General features: G+C 57.2%; 16 protein-coding genes. 9 read left to right on the forward strand and 7 right to left on the reverse strand.

The window, feature by feature from the left end; all coding sequences use genetic code 11:
* Positions 1–17 precede the first annotated feature (17 nt).
* Positions 18–1,538, forward strand: a complete 1,521-nt coding sequence (locus WFM49_RS07875; RefSeq protein WP_022983469.1) for a fumarate hydratase — start codon at positions 18–20, stop codon at positions 1,536–1,538.
* Positions 1,539–1,864: 326 nt separating this feature from the next.
* On the opposite strand, the gene WFM49_RS07880 is transcribed toward WFM49_RS07875, so the two are convergent.
* Complete coding sequence (locus WFM49_RS07880) at positions 1,865–2,452, reverse strand: TetR/AcrR family transcriptional regulator (RefSeq protein ID WP_336972699.1); 588 nt, start codon at positions 2,450–2,452, stop codon at positions 1,865–1,867.
* 133 nt (positions 2,453–2,585) lie between these two features.
* Between WFM49_RS07880 and WFM49_RS07885 the strand changes: the two genes are divergently transcribed.
* The 5 genes from WFM49_RS07885 (at position 2,586) to WFM49_RS07905 (ending at position 8,416) form a co-directional block, all read left to right on the forward strand.
* A complete protein-coding gene (locus WFM49_RS07885; protein ID WP_336972701.1) occupies positions 2,586–3,788 on the forward strand; it encodes an MFS transporter in 1,203 nt (400 codons plus the stop codon).
* Positions 3,789–3,812: 24 nt separating this feature from the next.
* Entirely contained in the window at positions 3,813–5,000 is a 1,188-nt protein-coding gene (locus tag WFM49_RS07890) for an MFS transporter (RefSeq protein WP_336972703.1), read from the forward strand.
* Between the two features lie 219 nt (positions 5,001–5,219).
* Positions 5,220–5,498 (forward strand): hypothetical protein, encoded by a 279-nt coding sequence (locus WFM49_RS07895; protein WP_022983473.1) that lies wholly within the window; start codon positions 5,220–5,222, stop codon positions 5,496–5,498.
* A gap of 139 nt (positions 5,499–5,637) precedes the next feature.
* Positions 5,638–6,843, forward strand: a complete 1,206-nt coding sequence (locus WFM49_RS07900; protein ID WP_009461276.1) for a putative DNA modification/repair radical SAM protein — start codon at positions 5,638–5,640, stop codon at positions 6,841–6,843.
* A gap of 52 nt (positions 6,844–6,895) precedes the next feature.
* Entirely contained in the window at positions 6,896–8,416 is a 1,521-nt protein-coding gene (locus WFM49_RS07905) for a UdgX family uracil-DNA binding protein (RefSeq protein ID WP_336972706.1), read from the forward strand.
* Here the strand turns inward: WFM49_RS07905 and folK are convergent.
* The 4 genes from folK to hda are packed head-to-tail and all read right to left on the reverse strand — an operon-like array spanning position 8,400 to position 11,675.
* Positions 8,400–8,852, reverse strand: coding sequence for a 2-amino-4-hydroxy-6-hydroxymethyldihydropteridine diphosphokinase (gene folK / locus WFM49_RS07910; RefSeq protein WP_336972925.1), 453 nt, complete (start codon positions 8,850–8,852; stop codon positions 8,400–8,402). The two genes, WFM49_RS07905 and folK, sit on opposite strands and share 17 nt — an antisense overlap.
* A 29-nt stretch (positions 8,853–8,881) precedes the next feature.
* Entirely contained in the window at positions 8,882–10,261 is a 1,380-nt protein-coding gene (pcnB, locus tag WFM49_RS07915; protein ID WP_254499685.1) for a polynucleotide adenylyltransferase PcnB, read from the reverse strand.
* 10 nt (positions 10,262–10,271) lie between these two features.
* Positions 10,272–10,973 carry an HAD family hydrolase gene (locus WFM49_RS07920; RefSeq protein WP_336972709.1) on the reverse strand — a complete coding sequence of 234 codons (702 nt, stop codon included), beginning with the start codon at positions 10,971–10,973 and terminating at the stop codon, positions 10,272–10,274.
* A 3-nt stretch (positions 10,974–10,976) separates the two neighbouring features.
* Positions 10,977–11,675, reverse strand: a complete 699-nt coding sequence (hda, locus tag WFM49_RS07925) for a DnaA regulatory inactivator Hda (RefSeq protein ID WP_022983475.1) — start codon at positions 11,673–11,675, stop codon at positions 10,977–10,979.
* A 54-nt stretch (positions 11,676–11,729) separates the two neighbouring features.
* On the opposite strand from hda, the gene purM reads away from it, so the two are divergent.
* Both purM and WFM49_RS07935 read left to right on the forward strand, forming a co-directional pair.
* Entirely contained in the window at positions 11,730–12,779 is a 1,050-nt protein-coding gene (purM, locus tag WFM49_RS07930) for a phosphoribosylformylglycinamidine cyclo-ligase (protein WP_336972711.1), read from the forward strand.
* Between the two features lie 285 nt (positions 12,780–13,064).
* On the forward strand, positions 13,065–14,525 hold the full coding sequence (locus tag WFM49_RS07935) for an NCS1 family nucleobase:cation symporter-1 (protein WP_022983477.1): 1,461 nt from the start codon (positions 13,065–13,067) through the stop codon (positions 14,523–14,525).
* A gap of 102 nt (positions 14,526–14,627) precedes the next feature.
* On the opposite strand, the gene miaA is transcribed toward WFM49_RS07935, so the two are convergent.
* Positions 14,628–15,566, reverse strand: a complete 939-nt coding sequence (miaA, locus tag WFM49_RS07940; RefSeq protein ID WP_115634191.1) for a tRNA (adenosine(37)-N6)-dimethylallyltransferase MiaA — start codon at positions 15,564–15,566, stop codon at positions 14,628–14,630.
* On the reverse strand, positions 15,563–17,407 hold the full coding sequence (gene mutL / locus WFM49_RS07945; RefSeq protein WP_336972714.1) for a DNA mismatch repair endonuclease MutL: 1,845 nt from the start codon (positions 17,405–17,407) through the stop codon (positions 15,563–15,565). Before mutL ends, miaA begins: the two co-directional genes overlap by 4 nt.
* A gap of 145 nt (positions 17,408–17,552) precedes the next feature.
* Here mutL and WFM49_RS07950 point away from each other — a divergent pair, with 145 nt between their 5' ends.
* On the forward strand, positions 17,553–18,203 hold the full coding sequence (locus tag WFM49_RS07950) for a VTT domain-containing protein (RefSeq protein ID WP_009461283.1): 651 nt from the start codon (positions 17,553–17,555) through the stop codon (positions 18,201–18,203).
* Positions 18,204–18,746 lie beyond the last annotated feature (543 nt).

Below are 18,746 nucleotides of genomic sequence, written 5' to 3' on the forward strand. Positions count from 1 at the left end.
TTTATATAGACGCCACCATGACCACGATCAAAGAAGACGATCTGATTCAGTCCATCGCTGATGCGGTGCAGTTCATCAGTTACTACCATCCCACCGACTATCTGGAGCATCTGGCCCGCGCTTATGAGCGCGAACAGAACCCGGCGGCCAAAGATGCCATCGCCCAGATCCTGACCAACTCGCGCATGTGTGCCGAGGGCCATCGCCCCATCTGTCAGGACACCGGGGTGGTGAACGTATTCCTGAAAGTGGGCATGGGTGTGCGCTTTGATACCAAGCGCTCCTTGCAGGAGCTCTGTGACGAGGGGGTGCGTCGCGGTTATCTGAATCCGGATAATCCACTGCGTGCCTCCATCCTGAACGACCCCTTGTTCACCCGTAAAAACACGCGCGATAACACACCCTGTATTGTGAATGTGGAACTGGTCGCTGGGGATCAGGTTCACATTCAAGTGGCCGCCAAGGGCGGTGGTTCGGAAAACAAGAGCAAGTTCGTGATGCTCAACCCCAGCGACTCTCTGGTGGACTGGGTGCTCAAGACGGTTCCTACGATGGGCGCTGGCTGGTGTCCTCCGGGCATGCTGGGTATTGGCGTGGGCGGTACGGCTGAAAAAGCCATGCTGATGGCCAAGGAAGCCCTGATGGAAGACATCGATATGTACGAGCTGCTGCAACGCGGCCCGCAAAGCAAGCTGGAAGAGCTGCGTATCGAGCTGTACGAGAAGGTCAATGCTCTGGGTATTGGCGCTCAAGGCCTGGGCGGTTTGACGACTGTGCTGGACGTGAAGATCAACACCTTCCCGACCCACGCGGCGTCCAAGCCTGTGGCCATGATCCCCAACTGTGCGGCAACCCGTCACGTACATTTCTCGCTGGACGGCAACGGCCCCGCCGAGCTGGCACCTCCGCCGCTGTCGGCCTGGCCTGACATTCACTGGGCACCGGACTACAACAAGTCCCGCCAAGTGAACCTGGACGAGCTGACTCCTGAAGAAGTGGCTTCCTGGACGCCAGGTCAGACCTTGCTGCTGTCGGGCAAGATGTTGACTGGCCGTGACGCCGCCCACAAGCGTATTCAGGACATGCTGGAAAAGGGCGAATCCTTGCCTGTGGACTTCACCAACCGCGTGATTTACTACGTGGGCCCGGTTGATCCTGTGCGTGACGAAGCCGTTGGTCCAGCAGGCCCGACCACCGCCACTCGCATGGACAAGTTCACCGAGATGATGCTGGCCAAAACTGGCCTCATCTCCATGATCGGCAAGGCCGAGCGTGGCCCAACCGCGATTGAAGCGATTCGTGCTCACAAATCGGCTTACCTGATGGCCGTGGGTGGTTCCGCGTACCTGGTTTCCAAGGCTATTCGCAATGCGAAAGTGGTGGCTTTCGAGGACCTGGGTATGGAAGCCATTTACGAGTTCGAAGTTCAGGACATGCCCGTGACCGTGGCTGTGGACTCGCAAGGCGTATCCGTGCATAACACCGGTCCTGCCGAGTGGCGCAAGCGTATCGCAGAGATCTCGTTGGTCGCTGTGTAAGACGTGAAACGGGAAGCTTGGGCTTCCCGGCGCTATAGATACAAAACCCGCCTGAGTGTTTCTGGTCTGCTTGTAATAACAGCGTCAGCACAACATTCAATGCGGGTTTTTTTTATGTCTGTCGTTTGTATGAGCTTTGCTTGGCTGCCTGAATGTTCTGGTTTTAGGAGAGGTTCATTACCGCTATAGATGCCAGGGCCGTATATTTCTGGTGGCTCAAGAGGTCGCGTAAAAAAGAATTCGATCTGTTGATCTGCCTGCCGTTAGAAGCAGATGATCCCAGACCCGCTCTTTGCCTGGGTACTGGCTTTTTCAGCATCGCCCGTTCAGGACTTGATCAGCAAGCCGCGCAGTAATAAATCCAGTGCAGCCAGCCCTTTCACCAAGCGGGCATCCCCATCCTCTCCCTGCGCAATCCAGAAGGCGGCTTCAGCCAGACTGCCGTAAATCAGGGAAGCCAGGGCGTGGGGATCTGCCTGTTCAATTCGACCTTGATCCATCAGTGCCTGAATCAAGCCTTCCATGGAACCCACGCAGTACTGATGCGATTCGGGTGATGCGCCCCCCAGTACGGCCTTGGCATCACACAAGACAATGCGCTGCATTTCCGGTTCCAGCGCCATTTCCAGATAGGCATGGCAGCGGCGTACAAACCCGTCCCAGGCGTCCTCGGCATTGTTTGAAATAGCCTGCAGGCGCTCGTCCATTTCCGCATCGATCTGGTCGACCACCGCCGCCAGCAAACCCCTTTTGTCACCGAAATGATGGTAGAGCGCACCACGTGTCAGGCCCGCTTGCGCCGTCAACTCGTCCATGGATGTGTCGGCATAGCCACGTTCCGTAAAGAACGTGCGAGCGGTGGCGAGCAGGGTGGCGCGGGTTTCTTCCATCTCGGCGCGGGTACGGCGTGCCATAGTTTCTCCTTACATACGAGCTGAATGTATATTTACATGCGTAGCGTATGTATATATCATTTTAAACATACGCCTTGTATGTATTGTCGACGCATCACCGTGTCGTGGCAAGCGGGCGCTCACGGAGAATGTAATGGCTCAGCCTTATCGAGAACTTTTTGCCGCGCCTGGCACACGGGGATTCGCCCTGGCCGGGCTGCTGGCCCGGATTCCGCTGCCCATGATAGGGATAGGAATCATCACCATGCTGTCGCAACTGCGGGGCAGCTATGCCTTGGCGGGGGCGGTTTCCGCCTCCTTTGTATTGAGCTATGCGCTGCTATCGCCACAAGTGTCCCGTTGGGTGGACCGGCGTGGGCAAAGCCGTGTTCTGCCGCTAGCAACAGCCATTAGTGTTCTGGGCTTGTTGCTCTTGTTGGGGGCGACATGGTGGCAGGCGCCTGACTGGACCTTGTTTGCAGGCGCGGTGCTGGCCGGTTTCATGCCTAGCATGTCGGCCATGGTGCGTGCTCGCTGGACGGCGATTTATCGTGGGCAGGATCGCTTGCAAACAGCGTATTCGCTGGAAACCGTGCTGGATGAAGTCACCTTTATTGCCGGGCCGCCTTTGTCGGTGGGTTTGGCGGTCCTGGTGTTTCCGCAAGCCGGTGTGCTGGCTGCTGCGCTATTGCTGATTGCCGGTGTGTCGGCTCTGTTGTTGCAAAAGGGGACTGAGCCGCCGATCCAAGCACAGGAGCAGGGCAGCCGCCCTTCGGTCCTGCGTCTGAATAGTGTGCGTTTGCTGGCATTGCTGATGGTCGCCATGGGTGTGATTGTGGGCACCGTGGATATTGTCAGCGTGGCCTTTGCCCAGCAAATGGGGCAGCCGGGGGCGGCCAGCCTGGTGCTGTCGGCTTACGCCCTGGGTTCTTGCGCAGCAGGTCTGGTGTTTGGTGGTTTGAAGCTGAACATCCCTTTGCATCGCCTGCTGCTGTTGGGCGGTTTGGCTACCGCCGCCACGACCTTGCTTTTATTACTGGTGGCCAGCGTGGCACAGCTGGCAGGGGCGGTTTTGCTGGCTGGTCTGTTTTTCGCCCCCACCATGATTGTGGCCATGTCGCTGGTCGAGCGTGTGGTGCCGGAGCAGCAATTAACCGAGGGCATGACCTGGCTGCTGGCTGGTCTGAATATTGGTGTGGCTATGGGGGCTGCCGCTTCGGGGCGGATGGTGGATCAGGGCGGAGCCAGTTCCGGCTTTATGGTTGCGCTCTATGCCGCTGCCCTGATCGTCTTGCTTGCCTTGTGCAGCTATCAAAGTTTGCGCGCACCCGTAGTAGCCCGCTCCTGCGCTGTCTAGACTTCTTTCTTTGAGCATGTAGCGATGAATACCTCTTCTCTATCCATGACCGGGCAGCCCAGCAAGCGGCAGTCCTGGCTGGCCGTTATCGCCGTTGGCCTAGCCACTTTTTCTGTGGTCACGACGGAAATGCTGCCCGTAGGTTTACTGACTCCCATTGCAGACAGTTTGCAGACTTCCACGGGGACGGCTGCTTTGCTGATCTCCTTGCCTGCCTTGTTGGCGGCCCTGTTTGCGCCTCTGGTGGTGCTGGCCTCTGGTGGCGTGGACAGACGCCGCATTCTGTGCGGTTTGCTGGCCTTGCTGGTGATGGCCAATATAGCGTCCGCCCTGGCTCCCAGCATCGCCTGGATGCTGGCCGCCCGCATTCTGGTTGGTTTTTGTATGGGAGGCATCTGGGCCATTGCAGGTGGCTTGGCATCCCGTCTGGTTCCGGCTCGGTCTGTAGGTTTGGCAACCTCGATCATCTTCGGTGGGGTTGCCGCCGCTTCTGTGTTGGGCGTGCCATTGGGCGCATTGATGGGTGAACTGGCTGGATGGCGCTGGGCGTTTGGCGGCATGGCGCTGCTGAGCGCTTTGGCGTTGATCTTCCATCTGGCCGTGATTCCGCCCCTGTCCGTGTCGCGCTCGACTACATGGCGTCAGTTCGCCGAGCAGTTTGGCAATCGGCAGTTATGGTTTGGTTTGCTCTTGACCCTGATTCTGGTCGCGGGGCATTTCAGCGCATTTACCTTTGTGCGTCCTCTTTTGCTGTCTGTTTCCGGCATAGGTGCTCAATGGATAGGAGCCTTGTTGTTTGCTTATGGAGTGGCCGGGATTGTGGGCAATTTCCTGATCGGGATGTCGGCAGCCAAACGCACTGAAGCCAGCTTGATGGCGATAGCGTTGGGTCTAAGCATCACTGCTTTGCTTTTCTTGACAGTGGGTAGATCACCGCTGAGTGGAGGTGCGATTTTGCTACTTTGGGGCCTGGCGTATGGCGGGGTGTCGGTAGGGCTGATGAGCTGGATGATGAAGGCCGCTGCCAATGCTGTTGAGGTGGCTACGTCGTTGTACGTGGCTGTGTTCAATATCGGCATAGCGCTTGGCTCCTGGCTGGGCGGGCAGACTGTGGATGCCTACGGTTTAAGCGCGAATCTGGGGTTGGCTGGAGCCGGATCGTTTGTTGTGTTTTTGCTGCTTTTCGGAACAATTTTGCATCAAAAAAAATGAGCAGAAAAAACGGGCCCGGACTGATTTTTCCGGGTTTGCCAGGGCGCAAGCGCGGGTTATTGCTTATTGGAGTCTTGGAGGAGCGCTGCGACGATGTCTGTCAGAACTCCTTGAAATATTCTGTACATCGTTATGTTGTACGGTATAGGGATGCTTTCTGGCTGACCTCCCTTATGGGCACACAACGTCGGTATGGGTGGTCTTAATTAAGGGCCTTGTATGACGCAACTTCAGCGCTCCATCACTATTCCGCAGCTCAACCCCACAATCTGGAACACTCTTGAGCTCGTGCGCTTACGCCAAACCCCCTGGCACAAGAAACAAGCAGTTTTTGAACAATTACAGTCGCTGGGATTAGTCCAAGCCATCCCGCAAACGACGCAGACTCCTTCCCCTTTCCCCGCTCCCCTGATAGCCATGTTGACCGAAGAAGGGCGGCAATTGCTGGAGGCTCGATCCAATCATCAAGAGGCCTTGATCAAGCTTTTGGACGCGTGATCCTTTAGCTTGAGCTGGTTTGCCTGGCTTGTCCTTTGCCGGACTGGCCAGGCCGCTTGCCCTCTTTGAACGTTTTCTGGATAAGTGACGCCTTGAGCGAAAACTGTATAATGCTGTTTTTATATACAGTGTTTCGGTCATGGAGCTATCGCGCAAACTCGAAATTCTGGCCGACGCGGCAAAGTACGATGCCTCTTGCGCCAGCAGTGCCGCGCCCAAACGGGATTCCCGTGGGCGTACGGGTCTTGGGGCCAGTACGGGGGCCGGCATCTGTCATAGCTTTACCCCTGACGGGCGCTGCGTATCGCTGCTCAAAATACTGCTGACCAATTTTTGTCAGTATGACTGCCTGTATTGCGTGAACCGGCGCTCCAGCAACGTGCCACGCGCGCGTTTTCGGCCTGCCGAAGTGGTTGATCTGACGCTGGATTTTTATCGGCGTAACTATATAGATGGTCTGTTTCTGAGCTCGGGCATCATACGAAGTTCGGACTACACCATGGAGAGCCTGGTCGAGGTGGCGCGCTCCTTGCGCGAAGATCACCATTTTCGCGGCTATATCCACCTTAAAACCATTCCTGATGCAGATCCCCAACTGATTACGTTGGCTGGTCTTTATGCAGACCGCCTCAGCGTCAACATCGAGCTTCCTACAGACGCTGGCCTGAGCCGTCTTGCGCCCGAGAAAAGTGGGCATACGATCAAGCGCGCCATGGGCGTCATTCGTCTGTCCCAGGAACAGGCTCAGGAGGAGAAGCGGCCTAAAGTGCCTGCCGGGCAAAGTACACAAATGATTGTCGGTGCGGATGCAGCGGATGACCGCAATATCTTGCAAACGGCGCAGACCTTGTACGGAGCCTACAAGCTCAAGCGGGTGTATTACTCGGCATTCAGCCCCATCCCGGACAGTTCGTCGGCGCTGCCAGCCCAGCCGCCGCCGCTCTTGCGGGAGCATCGTCTTTATCAGGCCGATTTCCTGCTGCGTAGCTACGGTTTCCGGGCCGAGGAGCTGTTTCAGGATAAGGGCGATTTACCCTTGGATATTGATCCCAAGCTGTCTTGGGCCTTGTCCAATCGAGCGGTTTTTCCGGTAGATCTGAATAGGGCGCCCGAGCGTCTGATTGCGCGTGTTCCGGGTATAGGCATACGCAATGCCAAGCGCCTGGTCGAGCTTCGTCAGATGCGGGCGATCCGATATCAGGACTTGATCCGTTTGCGTTGTTCCATCAAAACATTGCAGCCGTTTGTAGTGGTCCAGGATTACCGTCCCGGCCTTGCTGAGGCTGCGTCAGACAAGCTGCGACGCATGCTCTCGAGCAATCCGCAGCAACTGAGCTTGCTATGAATCCCCCTTGTGTGACGACCTTGCTTCTTTCTGGCAGCAGGAGCCAACAGTCATGATGACTCTGATGGTGAACGGCGGTTATCTGGCCTGGCGCGAGCAGGCATTACGCGCTTTGGCCGAGGGCTGGTCGCCGGAGGAGCTTTGTTGGGCAGAAGCAAGCCCGGCTTCGGGGCGGCAAGGGCAGCAAATCGGGCTGGAGTATGAAGCACTCCATACGCCGCTTTCCCCGCCTGTTTCCTTGCAAGAGCCCCAGGCGCAGCAGCCCGTTTCCAGTGTGTCTGTGCGTATTTCCAAAGGGCTGGCTGCCTTGCTGCAGGATGCGGCCTTGTGTCGTGCGCCGGCGCGTTGGGCTTTACTTTACCGTGTCCTGTGGCGCTGGCATCAAGGTGACCGCAGTGTGGAGTTTGTAGCAGACGAAGATGGTGCCCGTCTGTACGAGATGGCCAAAGCGGTACGCAAGGAAAAACACGACATGATGGCTTATGTACGGTTCCGCCATTGTGGCAAGGGCATGCAGCCCGAGTACTGGGCCTGGTTTGAACCCGAGCATGATGTGCTGGAGTGGATTGCAGACTATTTCTCCAAACGCATGGGGGGCACGTCGTGGTGTATCGCGACGCCGCAAGGGCTTGCACTGTGGGATGGTCAGAATCTGCAGCTGCAGGATGCCCCCGACAATATAGAGGCGTTACGGGCTGGCCCGGCCGATGATCAGGTGGAGGCCTTGTGGCTGCGCTATTACCAAAGCATTTTCAATCCCGCTCGGCTGAATGAAACCGCTCTGCAGCAGAGCATGCCAGTGCGATTCTGGAAAGGCCTGCCCGAAGCCAGCTTGATTCCCGCCATGATTAGCGAGGCCCGTAATGGCGCCCGGCGAGTGGGGCAGTTTAGTGCGGTAGCCCGGATGCCGGGCAAGTCAGTCGCGGTGGAGGCCCACAGCGCACAACCTCACCGCAGTGAGCCTTCCGTACTGGAAGCCTGTCGTCGCTGCGGCCTTTGGGAGCACGCTACGCAAGCAGTGCCGGGAGAAGGCCCGGCAACAGCGCGTATGATGTTGCTGGGCGAGCAACCCGGTGATTACGAGGATTTGGCAGGGCGTGTCTTTGTCGGTCCCGCGGGGCAGGTTCTGGATCAGGCTCTGCAGCGTGCCGGTATTGAACGCAATGCGCTGTATCTGAGCAATGCCGTCAAGCATTTCAAATGGAAAGGGCGAGGCAAGCAGCGTTTGCATGTCAGCCCCTCTCAAGCCGAAGTGCAGGCATGTGGGCACTGGTTACAAGAAGAGCTGGCGCGTCTTGAACCTGCTGTCATCGTCACCTTGGGAGCGACGGCCTTATCTGCTTTGCTGGGAACCCAAGTGCCGCTTGCTCAGTATTTGGCCAAGCCGTTTCTTGTGGGGCAGACGTGGATAATTGCAGCCTGGCACCCCTCGTATGCGCTGCGTGTGGACTCTGCGGCCCGCCGCGAGGAAATTGTCAGCAGTATTGCTCAGGTCTTGCAAATGGGATGGCGGCTGGCGACAGGCCCCGCTATGGACGGGGGCCTGGCAGCGGGTATCAGCTCAGCCGCTTGATTTCCTGATCTTGCACGTTGATCAGTAACTCCCTGATGTGGCCTTGGGCCAGTTCAAGTTCAGGAGCCAGATCAGCTAGCGGTACCAGCACAAAAGCACGTTCATGCATGCGGGGGTGGGGTACGATTAGCCGCTCCGTGTTGATCTGCTCTTGCCCGTAAAGCAGCAAGTCCAGATCCAGGGTACGGGGGGCATTACGGTACAGGCGCGTGCGGCCGTGCTCTTGCTCGATGTGTTGCAGACGGTCCAGCAAGGTCTCGGGAGCCAGGGTGCAGGTGAAGCGAACGACTGTATTGACGTAATCCGGGCCACTGGAATCGACGGGAGCCGTGCTGTAGAAATGGGCCAGCGTCAGATCCTGGATGCCAGCAGTAGCGGCCAGTTCAGCCGCTGCTGTTTCCAGGGTTTGTCGTGCTTCGCCCAGATTCGCGCCCATGGCGACGAAAACGGTGGTGCTGCCTGGAATCACGATTCGCTTCCACCCGTTGCGTTGCTGCGCTTGGCGTTGGAGCGACGGCGGCGGGTACGGCGCTGACCGCTGCGCGAGCCGGTAGCGGCGGTGCCAGCAGGTTTGCGCACGGCAATCATATTGCTGCGTTCTTCGTCACCAGCATCGGCCAGATCCATCCACCACTGCGCCTGCACGCTATCCACCTCTTTGGCTTCGGCGCGTAGTTGTAAAAAATCCACAGCGGCACGGAAACGAGGTTGTTCCGTCATGCGCCAGATGGCGCGATTGGCGATGCGCTCAAAACGGGGCTGCATGAACCAGATTTCGCGCATATCCGACTGGAAGCGCTTTTGAATCGGCATGATGCGGCTTTGTTTTTCCAGGATCAGGTCGGCGGCTTCCAGCAAGGCCTGCTGGGGATGCATGTCCTGGGCACTGCGTCGTTCCCACTCTTGCTTGACCAGCTTCCAGAGCAGGCAGGCATAGATAAAGCTGGGGCTGACCGATTTGCCAGCACGAACGCGGGTGTCGGTGCGGGCCAGGGCCATATCCAGGAATTCAGAGCCACCGGGCAGGCGTTGAACCGGCTCGACCATAGGCAAGAGCTTGCTGTGCAGACCCAGCGCCTGCAGGCGCTGGATGCAGTCCATGGCGTGGCCGCAGTTCAGCAGCTTGAGTGTTTCGTCAGCCAGACGGGACTCGGGTACGTTCTCGATCAGACGCGACAAGGAACGAATGGGCGCATCCGTTGCCGGTTCAATGGTGGCATCCAGCTTGGAGGCAAAGCGCACGGCACGCAGCATGCGCACCGGGTCTTCGCGATAGCGGGTTTCCGCATCACCAATAATGCGTACCTGACGCTCTTTCAGATCGGCTACCCCGTTGTGGTAGTCGATGACGGTTTCAGTCAGGGGATCGTAGTACAGCGCGTTCAGTGTGAAATCGCGGCGTGCGGCATCGTCTTCGATGGTGCCGTACTCGTTATCGCGCAGGATGCGGCCATGTTCGTCCGTTTGCTTGCCGCTATCGTCGGCCCGGAAGGTCGAGGTTTCGATGATTTCCTGGCCAAACACCACGTGTACCAGGCGGAAGCGGCGGCCAATGATGCGGGCACGACGGAACAGGGGGCGGATTTGCTCGGGCGTGGCGTTGGTCGCCACGTCAAAGTCCTTGGGCTCCAGGCCCACCAGCAAATCGCGCACTGCGCCGCCCACGACATAGGCTTGATAGCCTTCGTGGTTCAGGACCTCGCACACTTTGATGGCATGACGCGAGACCAGACGCCGGTCTATGCCATGTTCTTCTCGTGTGTAGCGGCGCGGCCCTTTGGGACGCGCGCTTTTGGCTGGTTTGAGCAGCCGGTCGACAAATGTTTTTATTGTTCGCTTGAGCATGCGTCTGATTTTACGATTTGCTGTCCATCATGTCAGCGAACAAATCGATGACGACCCAATTGCGTTCGGTGGCCACGGCACGCAGCTTGTCGCTGGGGTTGGTTGCCACGGGGTCGGTCACCACTTCCATCAGGGGCAGATCGTTGGGCGAATCGCTGTAAAACCAGCTGCGCTCGAAGTCGGACAAAGTTTTGCCCATGGTTTGCAGCCACTGTTCTACACGGGTGATCTTGCCAGCCTGAAAGCTGGGCACGCCGCTGATCTTGCCGGTGTAGCGGCCGTCTTTCATTTCGGGGGTGGTCGCGATCAGGTGGTCTACGCCCAATGCCGCAGCAATGGGGCGTGTCACAAATTCGTTGGTAGCGGTCACGATTGCCACCAGATGGCCCTGGTCCTGATGCTGGGCCAACAGTTCGCGTGCAGCGGGGCTGATCGAGGGCAGGATCACGGCCTGCATGAATTCGTCCTGCCAGGCCAGCAACTCTTCCTGGCTGGCATTGGTGAGCAGGCCCAACATGAATTCGGCCGATTCCTCGGCCGTCAGCAATCCCTGGTTATAGCGTTCCATCAGGTCTTCATTCAGACGAATGGCTTCAGCGGGGTCACCGACGCGGCCGGTACGGGCCAGGAAGTCAGCCCACTGGTAATCGCTATCTAAAGGAAGCAGAGTGTGGTCCAGATCAAACAGGGCAATAAAAGAAGAAGCAGTCATGACTCAACTAGAAGATTGGGTCTGGCTGTTGGCCAGAAGTTCTTTGAGCAGGGGTAAAGTGATGGGGCGTTTCTTTACCAGTGAATAATTGTCCAGCGCATCGATCAGTGCGCTCAAGCGGTTCATATCGCGATCGTAGTGAGTCAGTATCCAGCTGAGCACTTCCGCTTGCAGCTGCAGACCGCGGGCAGCGGCTCGCTGTTGCATGGCTTCGGCCCGATGGGCGTCCGACAGGTATTCCAGCCTGAATACCAGGTCCCAGCCCAGGCGAGTGCGCAAGTCCTCGCGCACGGACATGGTTTTGGGAGCCCGGTCGCCGGAGACCAGCAGCGTGAAGGCGTCAGGCCGGGTGGCCGACTCGCGCCAGCGATTGTACAGTGCAAATACGGCAGCCTGTCCGTGCTCGTCAAAACGTTCGATATCGTCGATGGCCAGCAGGCTTGGAGGAGCTTTGTCATCCGTGGCGATGTCAAAGATGGGCTGGGAGGGTGTATCTGAACTAAAATAGCGGCTGTCGTCTTGACTGGCCATCGCTCGCAGCAGATGTGTTCGACCTGCGCCGGGCGGTCCCCACAGGTAAACCGCGCGTCCTGGACTGCATTGACGCAGAGCCTGCAACGCAGCCTGATTCGCTCCGGCAACAAAGTTGTCCAAAGAGGCAGGCGGTGCTGGAGATATATCCAGAATCAGTTGCTCGGTCATGTGTCGTACAATTTCGTCCAACTCGCAATTTTCACATATCCCACGGCTTTTCCCATGAAAAACACTACTTCTGTTTCCTTGACCTACCGCGATGCAGGCGTGGATATCGACGCGGGCGATGCCCTGGTCGATCGTATTAAACCACTGGCTGCCAAAACCATGCGTGCAGGCGTCATGGCTGGAATCGGAGGCTTTGGCGCTTTGTTTGAAGTGCCTACCCACCTTAAAGAGCCCGTTCTGGTGTCCGGCACCGACGGTGTTGGTACCAAACTACGCCTGGCATTTGATTGGCAGCGCCACGACACTGTGGGTATAGACCTGGTGGCCATGAGTGTCAACGACATTCTAGTCCAGGGCGCAGAACCCTTGTACTTTCTGGATTACTTTGCCTGCGGCAAGCTGTCGGTCGACACGGCTGCTCAAGTAGTTGGCGGCATTGCCAAGGGTTGTGAACTGTCCGCTTGTGCCCTGATCGGTGGTGAAACGGCAGAGATGCCCGGCATGTACCCCGAAGGCGAGTACGACCTGGCCGGTTTTGCAGTGGGAGCGGTAGAAAAATCGCGCATTATCGATGGCAAGTCCATTGTTCCTGGTGACGTGGTTCTGGGTCTGGCTTCCAGCGGTGCCCACTCCAACGGTTACTCCCTGATTCGCAAGATTCTCAAGCACGCCAACGCCAAGCCTACCGACGAGCTTGATGGCCGTCCTTTGGCTGACGTGGTCATGGAACCCACCCGCATCTACGTGAAATCCGTGCTGGCTGCTTTGGCTGCTCACGGTGCGGACATCAAGGGCCTGGCTCACATCACCGGCGGCGGCTTGCTGGAAAACGTGCCACGCATTCTGCAAAAGCACCTGACTGCCTGTCTGAAGCGCGATTCCTGGACCATGCCTGCCTTGTTCCAGTGGTTGCAAAGCAACGGTAACGTGGCCGACGAAGAAATGTACCGTGTGTTCAACTGCGGTATCGGCATGATCATCATTGTTCCTGCAGACAAGGCAGACGCCATCAGCGCCACTTTGTCCGAGCAAGGCGAAACCGTCTACCAATTGGGCGAAATCCTGGAGCGTCAGGAAGGTCAGGCACAGACCGAAGTGGTCTAAAAACCTCTGATCTTTCCGTCAGTAAAAAAGCCAGCTCATCAAGCTGGCTTTTTTTATTCCTGCATCCTGCTTTGAATTGCCCTGTATTACCGCATCGAATCTGATGTATTTGATTTTCAAATAAATATTATATGGATTTGATTATGTCGTTTTTCGAGCTAATCCGAATTTAGGTATTACTCGTACATTCCATAATGTTCCCCGATCAGCAAGGCTCCTACAGTAGCGGCAAGCACATAGAAATTTCAGCTGAAATGTTAGAAGCAATTTCTTAGGGGGAAGAAAATGGAGCACAGCGATTTATCCTTGAAAGACCCGCATCCTGCTTTGCACAACGAAGACTTGGCGCCTTTGCCACGACAAAAACGCTTGTGGGGCTGGTTCGAGATTTTCAACGTCTGGTCTAACGATATTCAAAGTCTGTTTGGCTACACCTTGGCCGCCACCTTGTTCATTTCTTATGGTCTGAATGGTTGGGCCGTATTTGCTGGCATCTTGCTGGCCGGTTTTATTGTGATGGGACTGGTGAACCTGAGCGGTAAACCCAGCGTGCTGTATGGCGTTCCCTATCCTGTGATTGCCCGTATCAGCATGGGGGTGAAGGGCGCCAAGTTTCCTGCTCTGGTGCGCGGGATTGTGGCCATTTTCTGGTATGGCGTGCAGACCTACTTTGCCTCCACGGCCTTGGCGCTGTTGTTCAATGCCTTGCTGGATCATCCCGGCGGAGCCTTGTTCCTGGGGCTGGATTGGGTGGGCTGGGTGTCTTACGTGGTGGTTTGCATCCTGCAGCTGGGTATTTTCCTGATGGGCATGAAGTGGATTACGCGCTTCCTGAACTGGGCGGGCCCGTTGGTGTATCTGGTGATGTTCGCCTTGCTGGCCGTGATCTGGTACAAGGCTGGCGGTGGTTTGCTCGATAAAGTGGGTGAGATCTTTGCCGGTAAAGGCTCTTACGAAGGCGGACCCTTGATGGCCTTTGGTGCGGTGGTGGGCACTATGGTGGCGTACTTTGCTGCCGTTGTGATCAACTACGGCGACTTCTCGCGCTTTGTGAAAGACGAGCGCAGCATGCGTATCGGTAACTTCATGGGCTTGCCTGTCAGCCTGGCCGTATTCTCCTTCCTGGCCTTGTTCATTACCGCCGGTACAGCTGTGTTGTTTGGCGAAACCTTGACCAACCCTACCGATATTGTGGATCGCGTCGATAGTTTGGCTTTGACCGTGATCGCGGCTTTGACCTTCTTTGCCGCAACCGTGGGTATCAACCTGGTGGCGAACTTTATTCCACCGGCCTTTGATTTGGCCAACCTCAAGCCCGAGCTGATCTCTGCCAAGATGGGCGGCATTCTGACAGCCGTAATTGCTTTCTTTATCGGTGCCTTGTGGCTGCCCTTGATCAGCGCTATCGGCATTACGGGTTTTGTGGACACCTTGGGCGCCTTGCTGGCTCCCTTGTACGGCATCATGATTGTGGACTTCTACTTGATCCGCAAACAGCGTGTCGTGGTGTCGGATCTGTTCAGCCTGGCAGAAAGCGGTACCTACTACTTCCAGAACGGCTGGAACAAGCGTGCAATGGCCGCTTTCTTCCTGGCGGCGGTGTTCTCGGTAGCGACCGTCTGGGTGCCTGCGCTGGCGAATATGGCAGGTTACGGCTGGCTGATCGGCGCTTTGTTGGGGGGGGCGTTCCAATACGTGGCCATGCGTACCAAAGTCTTGCCCAAGCTGAGCAGCGCTTCGGTGTAAGAGGCGTCTCGGGTAAAAAAACGGTTTCTTTGAACGGGGCCCCTTGGCAGTCGGATACCATCCGGCCGTCAAGGGGCCGTTCCTACGAGCGAGCCTGGTGTATCAAGCTGGCCAGATCTGGCGTGCCGCTTGCACAATCTGCTCGGCGGCTTGCGGGCTCTGGCAGTTGAATTGCAGACGCTCGGGTTCGGAGCGTAGCCAGGTCAATTGACGTTTGGCTAGTTGGCGAGTCGCGGCAATCGCCTGTTCGATCGCCACGTCCAGGCTGACTTCGCCGTCCAGATACGACCACAGTTGCCGATAGCCCACACAGCGAATGGAGGGCAGACCGGGATGTAAATCAGGGCGCTGGTACAGCTTCTCCACTTCCTGCAGCAGCCCTTGCGCGATCATGTCGTGATAGCGAGCCGCAATGCGCTTATGCAGCCAGGATCTATCTTCTGGCTCCAGGCTCATGGTGACGTACTGGTGGCTCTCTTCTTGCGGCTGGGCTTTGTCCTTGAGCCAGTCGCTCATGGTCTTGCCGCTGATATGGAAAATCTCCAGCGCACGTTGAATGCGCTGGCTGTCGCGGGGAGCCAGTCGGGCAGCCGTCACCGGGTCGATGCGGGTCAGTTCCTCGTGCATGCCGGGCCAGCCAATCTCCTGGGCACGCTCATCCAGTTGCTGGCGAATGGCAGGGTCTGCCTGCGGTAAATCGTTCAAGCCTTCGCGCAAGGCTTTGTAATACAGCATGGTGCCGCCACACAGCACAGGGTAATGCCCGCGCGTCCGGATTTCTTGAATAAGACGGGTTGCGTCGGTGGCGAACTCTGCGGCTGAGTAACTCTCTACCGGGTCGCGTATATCCAGCAAGTGGTGGGGGATAGCGGCTTGTTCTTCGGCGCTGGGTTTGGCGGTGCCAATGTCCATGTCACGGTAAATCGTGGCCGAGTCCATCACAATCACTTCAATCGGCCAGTGTTGAGCCAGGATATGCGTGCTTGCGCTTTTGCCGCTGGCCGTCGGGCCAGCCAGGCACAGAATGGGTAAATCGTTCATTGTCCACGCATAAAAAGTTTGTCCAGCTCGCTGAGCTTCCATTGGAACCAGGTGGGGCGGCCGTGATTACACAGGTCGGCCCGGTCAGTTTGTTCCATCTTGCGAAGCAGGGCGTTCATCTCGGGGATGCTCAGGCGACGATTGGCGCGTACGGCGCCGTGGCAGGCCATGGTGGAGAGCAGTTCGTTGCGTTGCTCATCCAGGTGGCGTGACGAGCCTACCTGGGCCAGATCGCGCAGTACGGCACGGGCCAGCGATTCGATATCGCCTTGGGCCAGGAGGGCGGGGACGGCACGCACGGCCATGGTGGTGGGGCCTGCCGGGTTCATGCTCAGGCCTAGATCGGCCAGGGTTTCCTGATGCTCATCCAGCAAGGCGATATCACTTTCCGAGCAACTGAATACGACCGGCACCAGCAGGTCCTGACGAGGCAGTTCGCGGCCATCCAGAGCCTGTTTCAATTGTTCGTAAACCACGCGTTCATGTGCGGCGTGCATGTCCACCAGAATCATGCCCTGGCGTGTCTCGGACAGAATATAGATGCCGTGTAACTGCCCCAGGGCCATGCCCAAGGGAAACTCGTCCGTTGTGCTATCTGCCTCGCTTTGATAGCTGGTGACTGGCGTGTTGCTGGGAGCAGGTTCAATCGGGCGATACATGCTTTTCCAGTCGACATTGCCGCCACCAGATGGCTCGCGCAGGCTGAAACTGGATTGCCAGCCTTGGCGGGCCGGATGGCTATACGGCATGGCGGGTTCGCTGCTGGTGTAGGAGCTGCTGGGTGTGCCCGTTACAGGAGGCTGAGTAGCGCCTTCAGGCAAAGGCATGGCGGCAACTGGCGTTTCCCCGGCCATGCTACCTTGCGCCAGGGTTTGTCCAACAGACTGCAGCACAAAGCGGTAGACGGCACCGCTGTCACGGAAGCGAACCTCGTGCTTGGCGGGGTGTACGTTCACATCCAGCGTGGATGGGGCAATGTCCAGAAACAAGGCATAGGCAGGCTGGCGATCTCCATGCAGTACATCGGCATAAGCACTGCGTATAGCATGTGACACAGTACGATCACGCACAAAACGGCCATTCACGAACAGGAACTGTTTGTCTGCACTGGGGCGAGCATGGGCGGGGTGAATCACCAGACCGCGCAAGCTGATCAGGCCCTGTTCCTGGGCGACAGGCAGGCTTTGCTCAATAAACTCTTTGCCCAAGATATCCAGCAGGCGTTGCTCCAGTGTGCCGCTGCGCCAGTGGCGTTGGGGCTTGTCATTGTGAAACAGGCGGAAAGCGATTTGCGGCTGTGCCAGGGCGATGCGCTCCAGCGCGGTCACGCAGTGGCCGTACTCCGTGCCTTCCGTGCGCAAAAACTTGCGACGGGCGGGGATCTCGTCAAACAGCTGGCGTACATCCACATGCGTGCCAATCTGCCCGGAGGCGGGCTGGGGTTCAGCTTGGCCCAGCGAGTACTCCCAGGCGTGCGGGTCGTCCTGAGTGCGCGAGTTGATCGTCAGACGGGCTACCGAGGCAATTGAGGGCAGGGCTTCCCCCCGAAAGCCCATGGAGGCCACGGACTCCAGCTCTTCCAGCGAGCGAATCTTGCTGGTGGCATGTTGCAGCAGCGCCAGGGGCAATTCTTCCTGGGTGATGCCGTGGCCATCGTCGCTGACAGAGATGCGGCGTATGCCGCCGCCGTCCAGGCGAATCTCGATGGCACTGGCTCCGGCGTCAATCGCGTTTTCCAGCAATTCCTTCAGGACAGAGGCCGGGCGCTCGATAACTTCACCGGCTGCAATTTGGCTTACAAGCAAGTCCGGGAGTGGGATAATACGGCGTCTTGATGACATAGGGCGGCTGGCCTTGTGTGTATTCAGGGTTGAACATTACACGTTCAACGGGTTTCAAACGGTAGCGGCTTATTTTAACCGCTTGCTCTATGGTGTCGGTCTGGCCAGTATCGGACTGGCTGGATTGTTATTTTGGTGTGGAACTATGCCCGATTTACTCAGCATGATCCTTCATATTGACCAGTACCTGGGTGTGTGGGTCGAGCAGTATGGAGCCTGGATTTATCTTGTTCTGTTCTTGATTATATTTGGCGAGACCGGGCTTGTGGTTTTGCCCTTCCTGCCGGGCGATTCCCTGCTGTTTATTGCCGGAGCCTTTGGCGCTTCGGGCATGTTGGACCCGGTCATGCTGGGTGGCCTGCTGATCGTGGCAGCCGTGCTGGGTAATACCGTGAACTATCACGTGGGGCGGTATATAGGCCCGAAAGTCTTTACCCAGGAATCCCGATTCCTGGATCGTCGTGCTCTGGTCAAAACCCATGCTTTTTATGAAAAGCATGGTGGCAAGACCATCGTCATTTCCCGCTTCCTGCCATTGTTCCGTACTTTTGCGCCTTTTGTAGCGGGTGTGGGCCATATGAATGCCATGCGCTTTCAGATGTACAACATTACCGGCGCGGTGCTGTGGATTTGCAGCTTGATTACCCTGGGCTACTTCTTTGGTAATGTGCCTTTCATCAAGGCGCATTTGAATACCATCGTGCTGATTGGTATTGCGGCTGCCGCGGTGCCTGTCGTGGCTGGGGCCTTGTGGAAGATTTTCAAGCGCAAGAGCAAGGGTAATGCGACTTTGTAGGATTTGAGATTGGATTGTTTGCTTGTTAAAGGTTAAGGAAAGGACGCCAGTAGGCGTCCTTTTTTATTTCGGGAACCTGTCAGATATCGCTGTTGTGGGCGAGGGGGTAAAAGCTGTCGCAAAATCTGGGTTCAAGTGTTCAAGTGTTCAAGTGTTCAAGTGTTCAAGTGTTCAAGTGTTCAAGTGTTCAAGGTAACTACTGGCACTCTCCGTATTTTTGAAAAAGCTGCCTCTGTTTCAGCCTTTAGCAAAGAATGCCTCAGTTTTCTTGAGGGGGAGCAGCTAGCCTGCAGGCGGGGCCCTGGCCCGTGCTGCGCACGGGTACCCTTGTCTCTTGAGCTATCCAGGCGCCCCGTGAACTCGCGCGATAGCTCGTCCCCCGGACGAGCTATAAGCGTCGCGCTCAAACAGCACGGGGCTTGTATCCTGGATAGCTCAAGAGCCTGCGGCCAGAACCCTGACTCGCCCTCCGACTAGCGGCTCCCCCTCAAGAAAAGGCCACACCGATTCAGGTTCAAACAGGTCCTTGCCCAAAGATGCTCT

The organism is Alcaligenes sp. PF14 (genome assembly GCF_037150615.1).
GTDB lineage: Bacteria > Pseudomonadota > Gammaproteobacteria > Burkholderiales > Burkholderiaceae_B > Alcaligenes > Alcaligenes phenolicus.

What these genes read in the sequence shown, in the direction of transcription:
- WFM49_RS07875 (WP_022983469.1), top strand. Translation starts at nt 18, where the DNA reads ATGACCACGATCAAAGAAGACGATCTGATTCAGTCCATCGCTGATGCG.
- WFM49_RS07880 (WP_336972699.1), bottom strand. Translation starts at nt 2,452, where the DNA reads ATGGCACGCCGTACCCGCGCCGAGATGGAAGAAACCCGCGCCACCCTG.
- WFM49_RS07885 (WP_336972701.1), top strand. Translation starts at nt 2,586, where the DNA reads ATGGCTCAGCCTTATCGAGAACTTTTTGCCGCGCCTGGCACACGGGGA.
- WFM49_RS07890 (WP_336972703.1), top strand. Translation starts at nt 3,813, where the DNA reads ATGAATACCTCTTCTCTATCCATGACCGGGCAGCCCAGCAAGCGGCAG.
- WFM49_RS07895 (WP_022983473.1), top strand. Translation starts at nt 5,220, where the DNA reads ATGACGCAACTTCAGCGCTCCATCACTATTCCGCAGCTCAACCCCACA.
- WFM49_RS07900 (WP_009461276.1), top strand. Translation starts at nt 5,638, where the DNA reads ATGGAGCTATCGCGCAAACTCGAAATTCTGGCCGACGCGGCAAAGTAC.
- WFM49_RS07905 (WP_336972706.1), top strand. Translation starts at nt 6,896, where the DNA reads ATGATGACTCTGATGGTGAACGGCGGTTATCTGGCCTGGCGCGAGCAG.
- folK (WP_336972925.1), bottom strand. Translation starts at nt 8,852, where the DNA reads ATGGGCGCGAATCTGGGCGAAGCACGACAAACCCTGGAAACAGCAGCG.
- pcnB (WP_254499685.1), bottom strand. Translation starts at nt 10,261, where the DNA reads ATGCTCAAGCGAACAATAAAAACATTTGTCGACCGGCTGCTCAAACCA.
- WFM49_RS07920 (WP_336972709.1), bottom strand. Translation starts at nt 10,973, where the DNA reads ATGACTGCTTCTTCTTTTATTGCCCTGTTTGATCTGGACCACACTCTG.
- hda (WP_022983475.1), bottom strand. Translation starts at nt 11,675, where the DNA reads ATGACCGAGCAACTGATTCTGGATATATCTCCAGCACCGCCTGCCTCT.
- purM (WP_336972711.1), top strand. Translation starts at nt 11,730, where the DNA reads ATGAAAAACACTACTTCTGTTTCCTTGACCTACCGCGATGCAGGCGTG.
- WFM49_RS07935 (WP_022983477.1), top strand. Translation starts at nt 13,065, where the DNA reads ATGGAGCACAGCGATTTATCCTTGAAAGACCCGCATCCTGCTTTGCAC.
- miaA (WP_115634191.1), bottom strand. Translation starts at nt 15,566, where the DNA reads ATGAACGATTTACCCATTCTGTGCCTGGCTGGCCCGACGGCCAGCGGC.
- mutL (WP_336972714.1), bottom strand. Translation starts at nt 17,407, where the DNA reads ATGTCATCAAGACGCCGTATTATCCCACTCCCGGACTTGCTTGTAAGC.
- WFM49_RS07950 (WP_009461283.1), top strand. Translation starts at nt 17,553, where the DNA reads ATGCCCGATTTACTCAGCATGATCCTTCATATTGACCAGTACCTGGGT.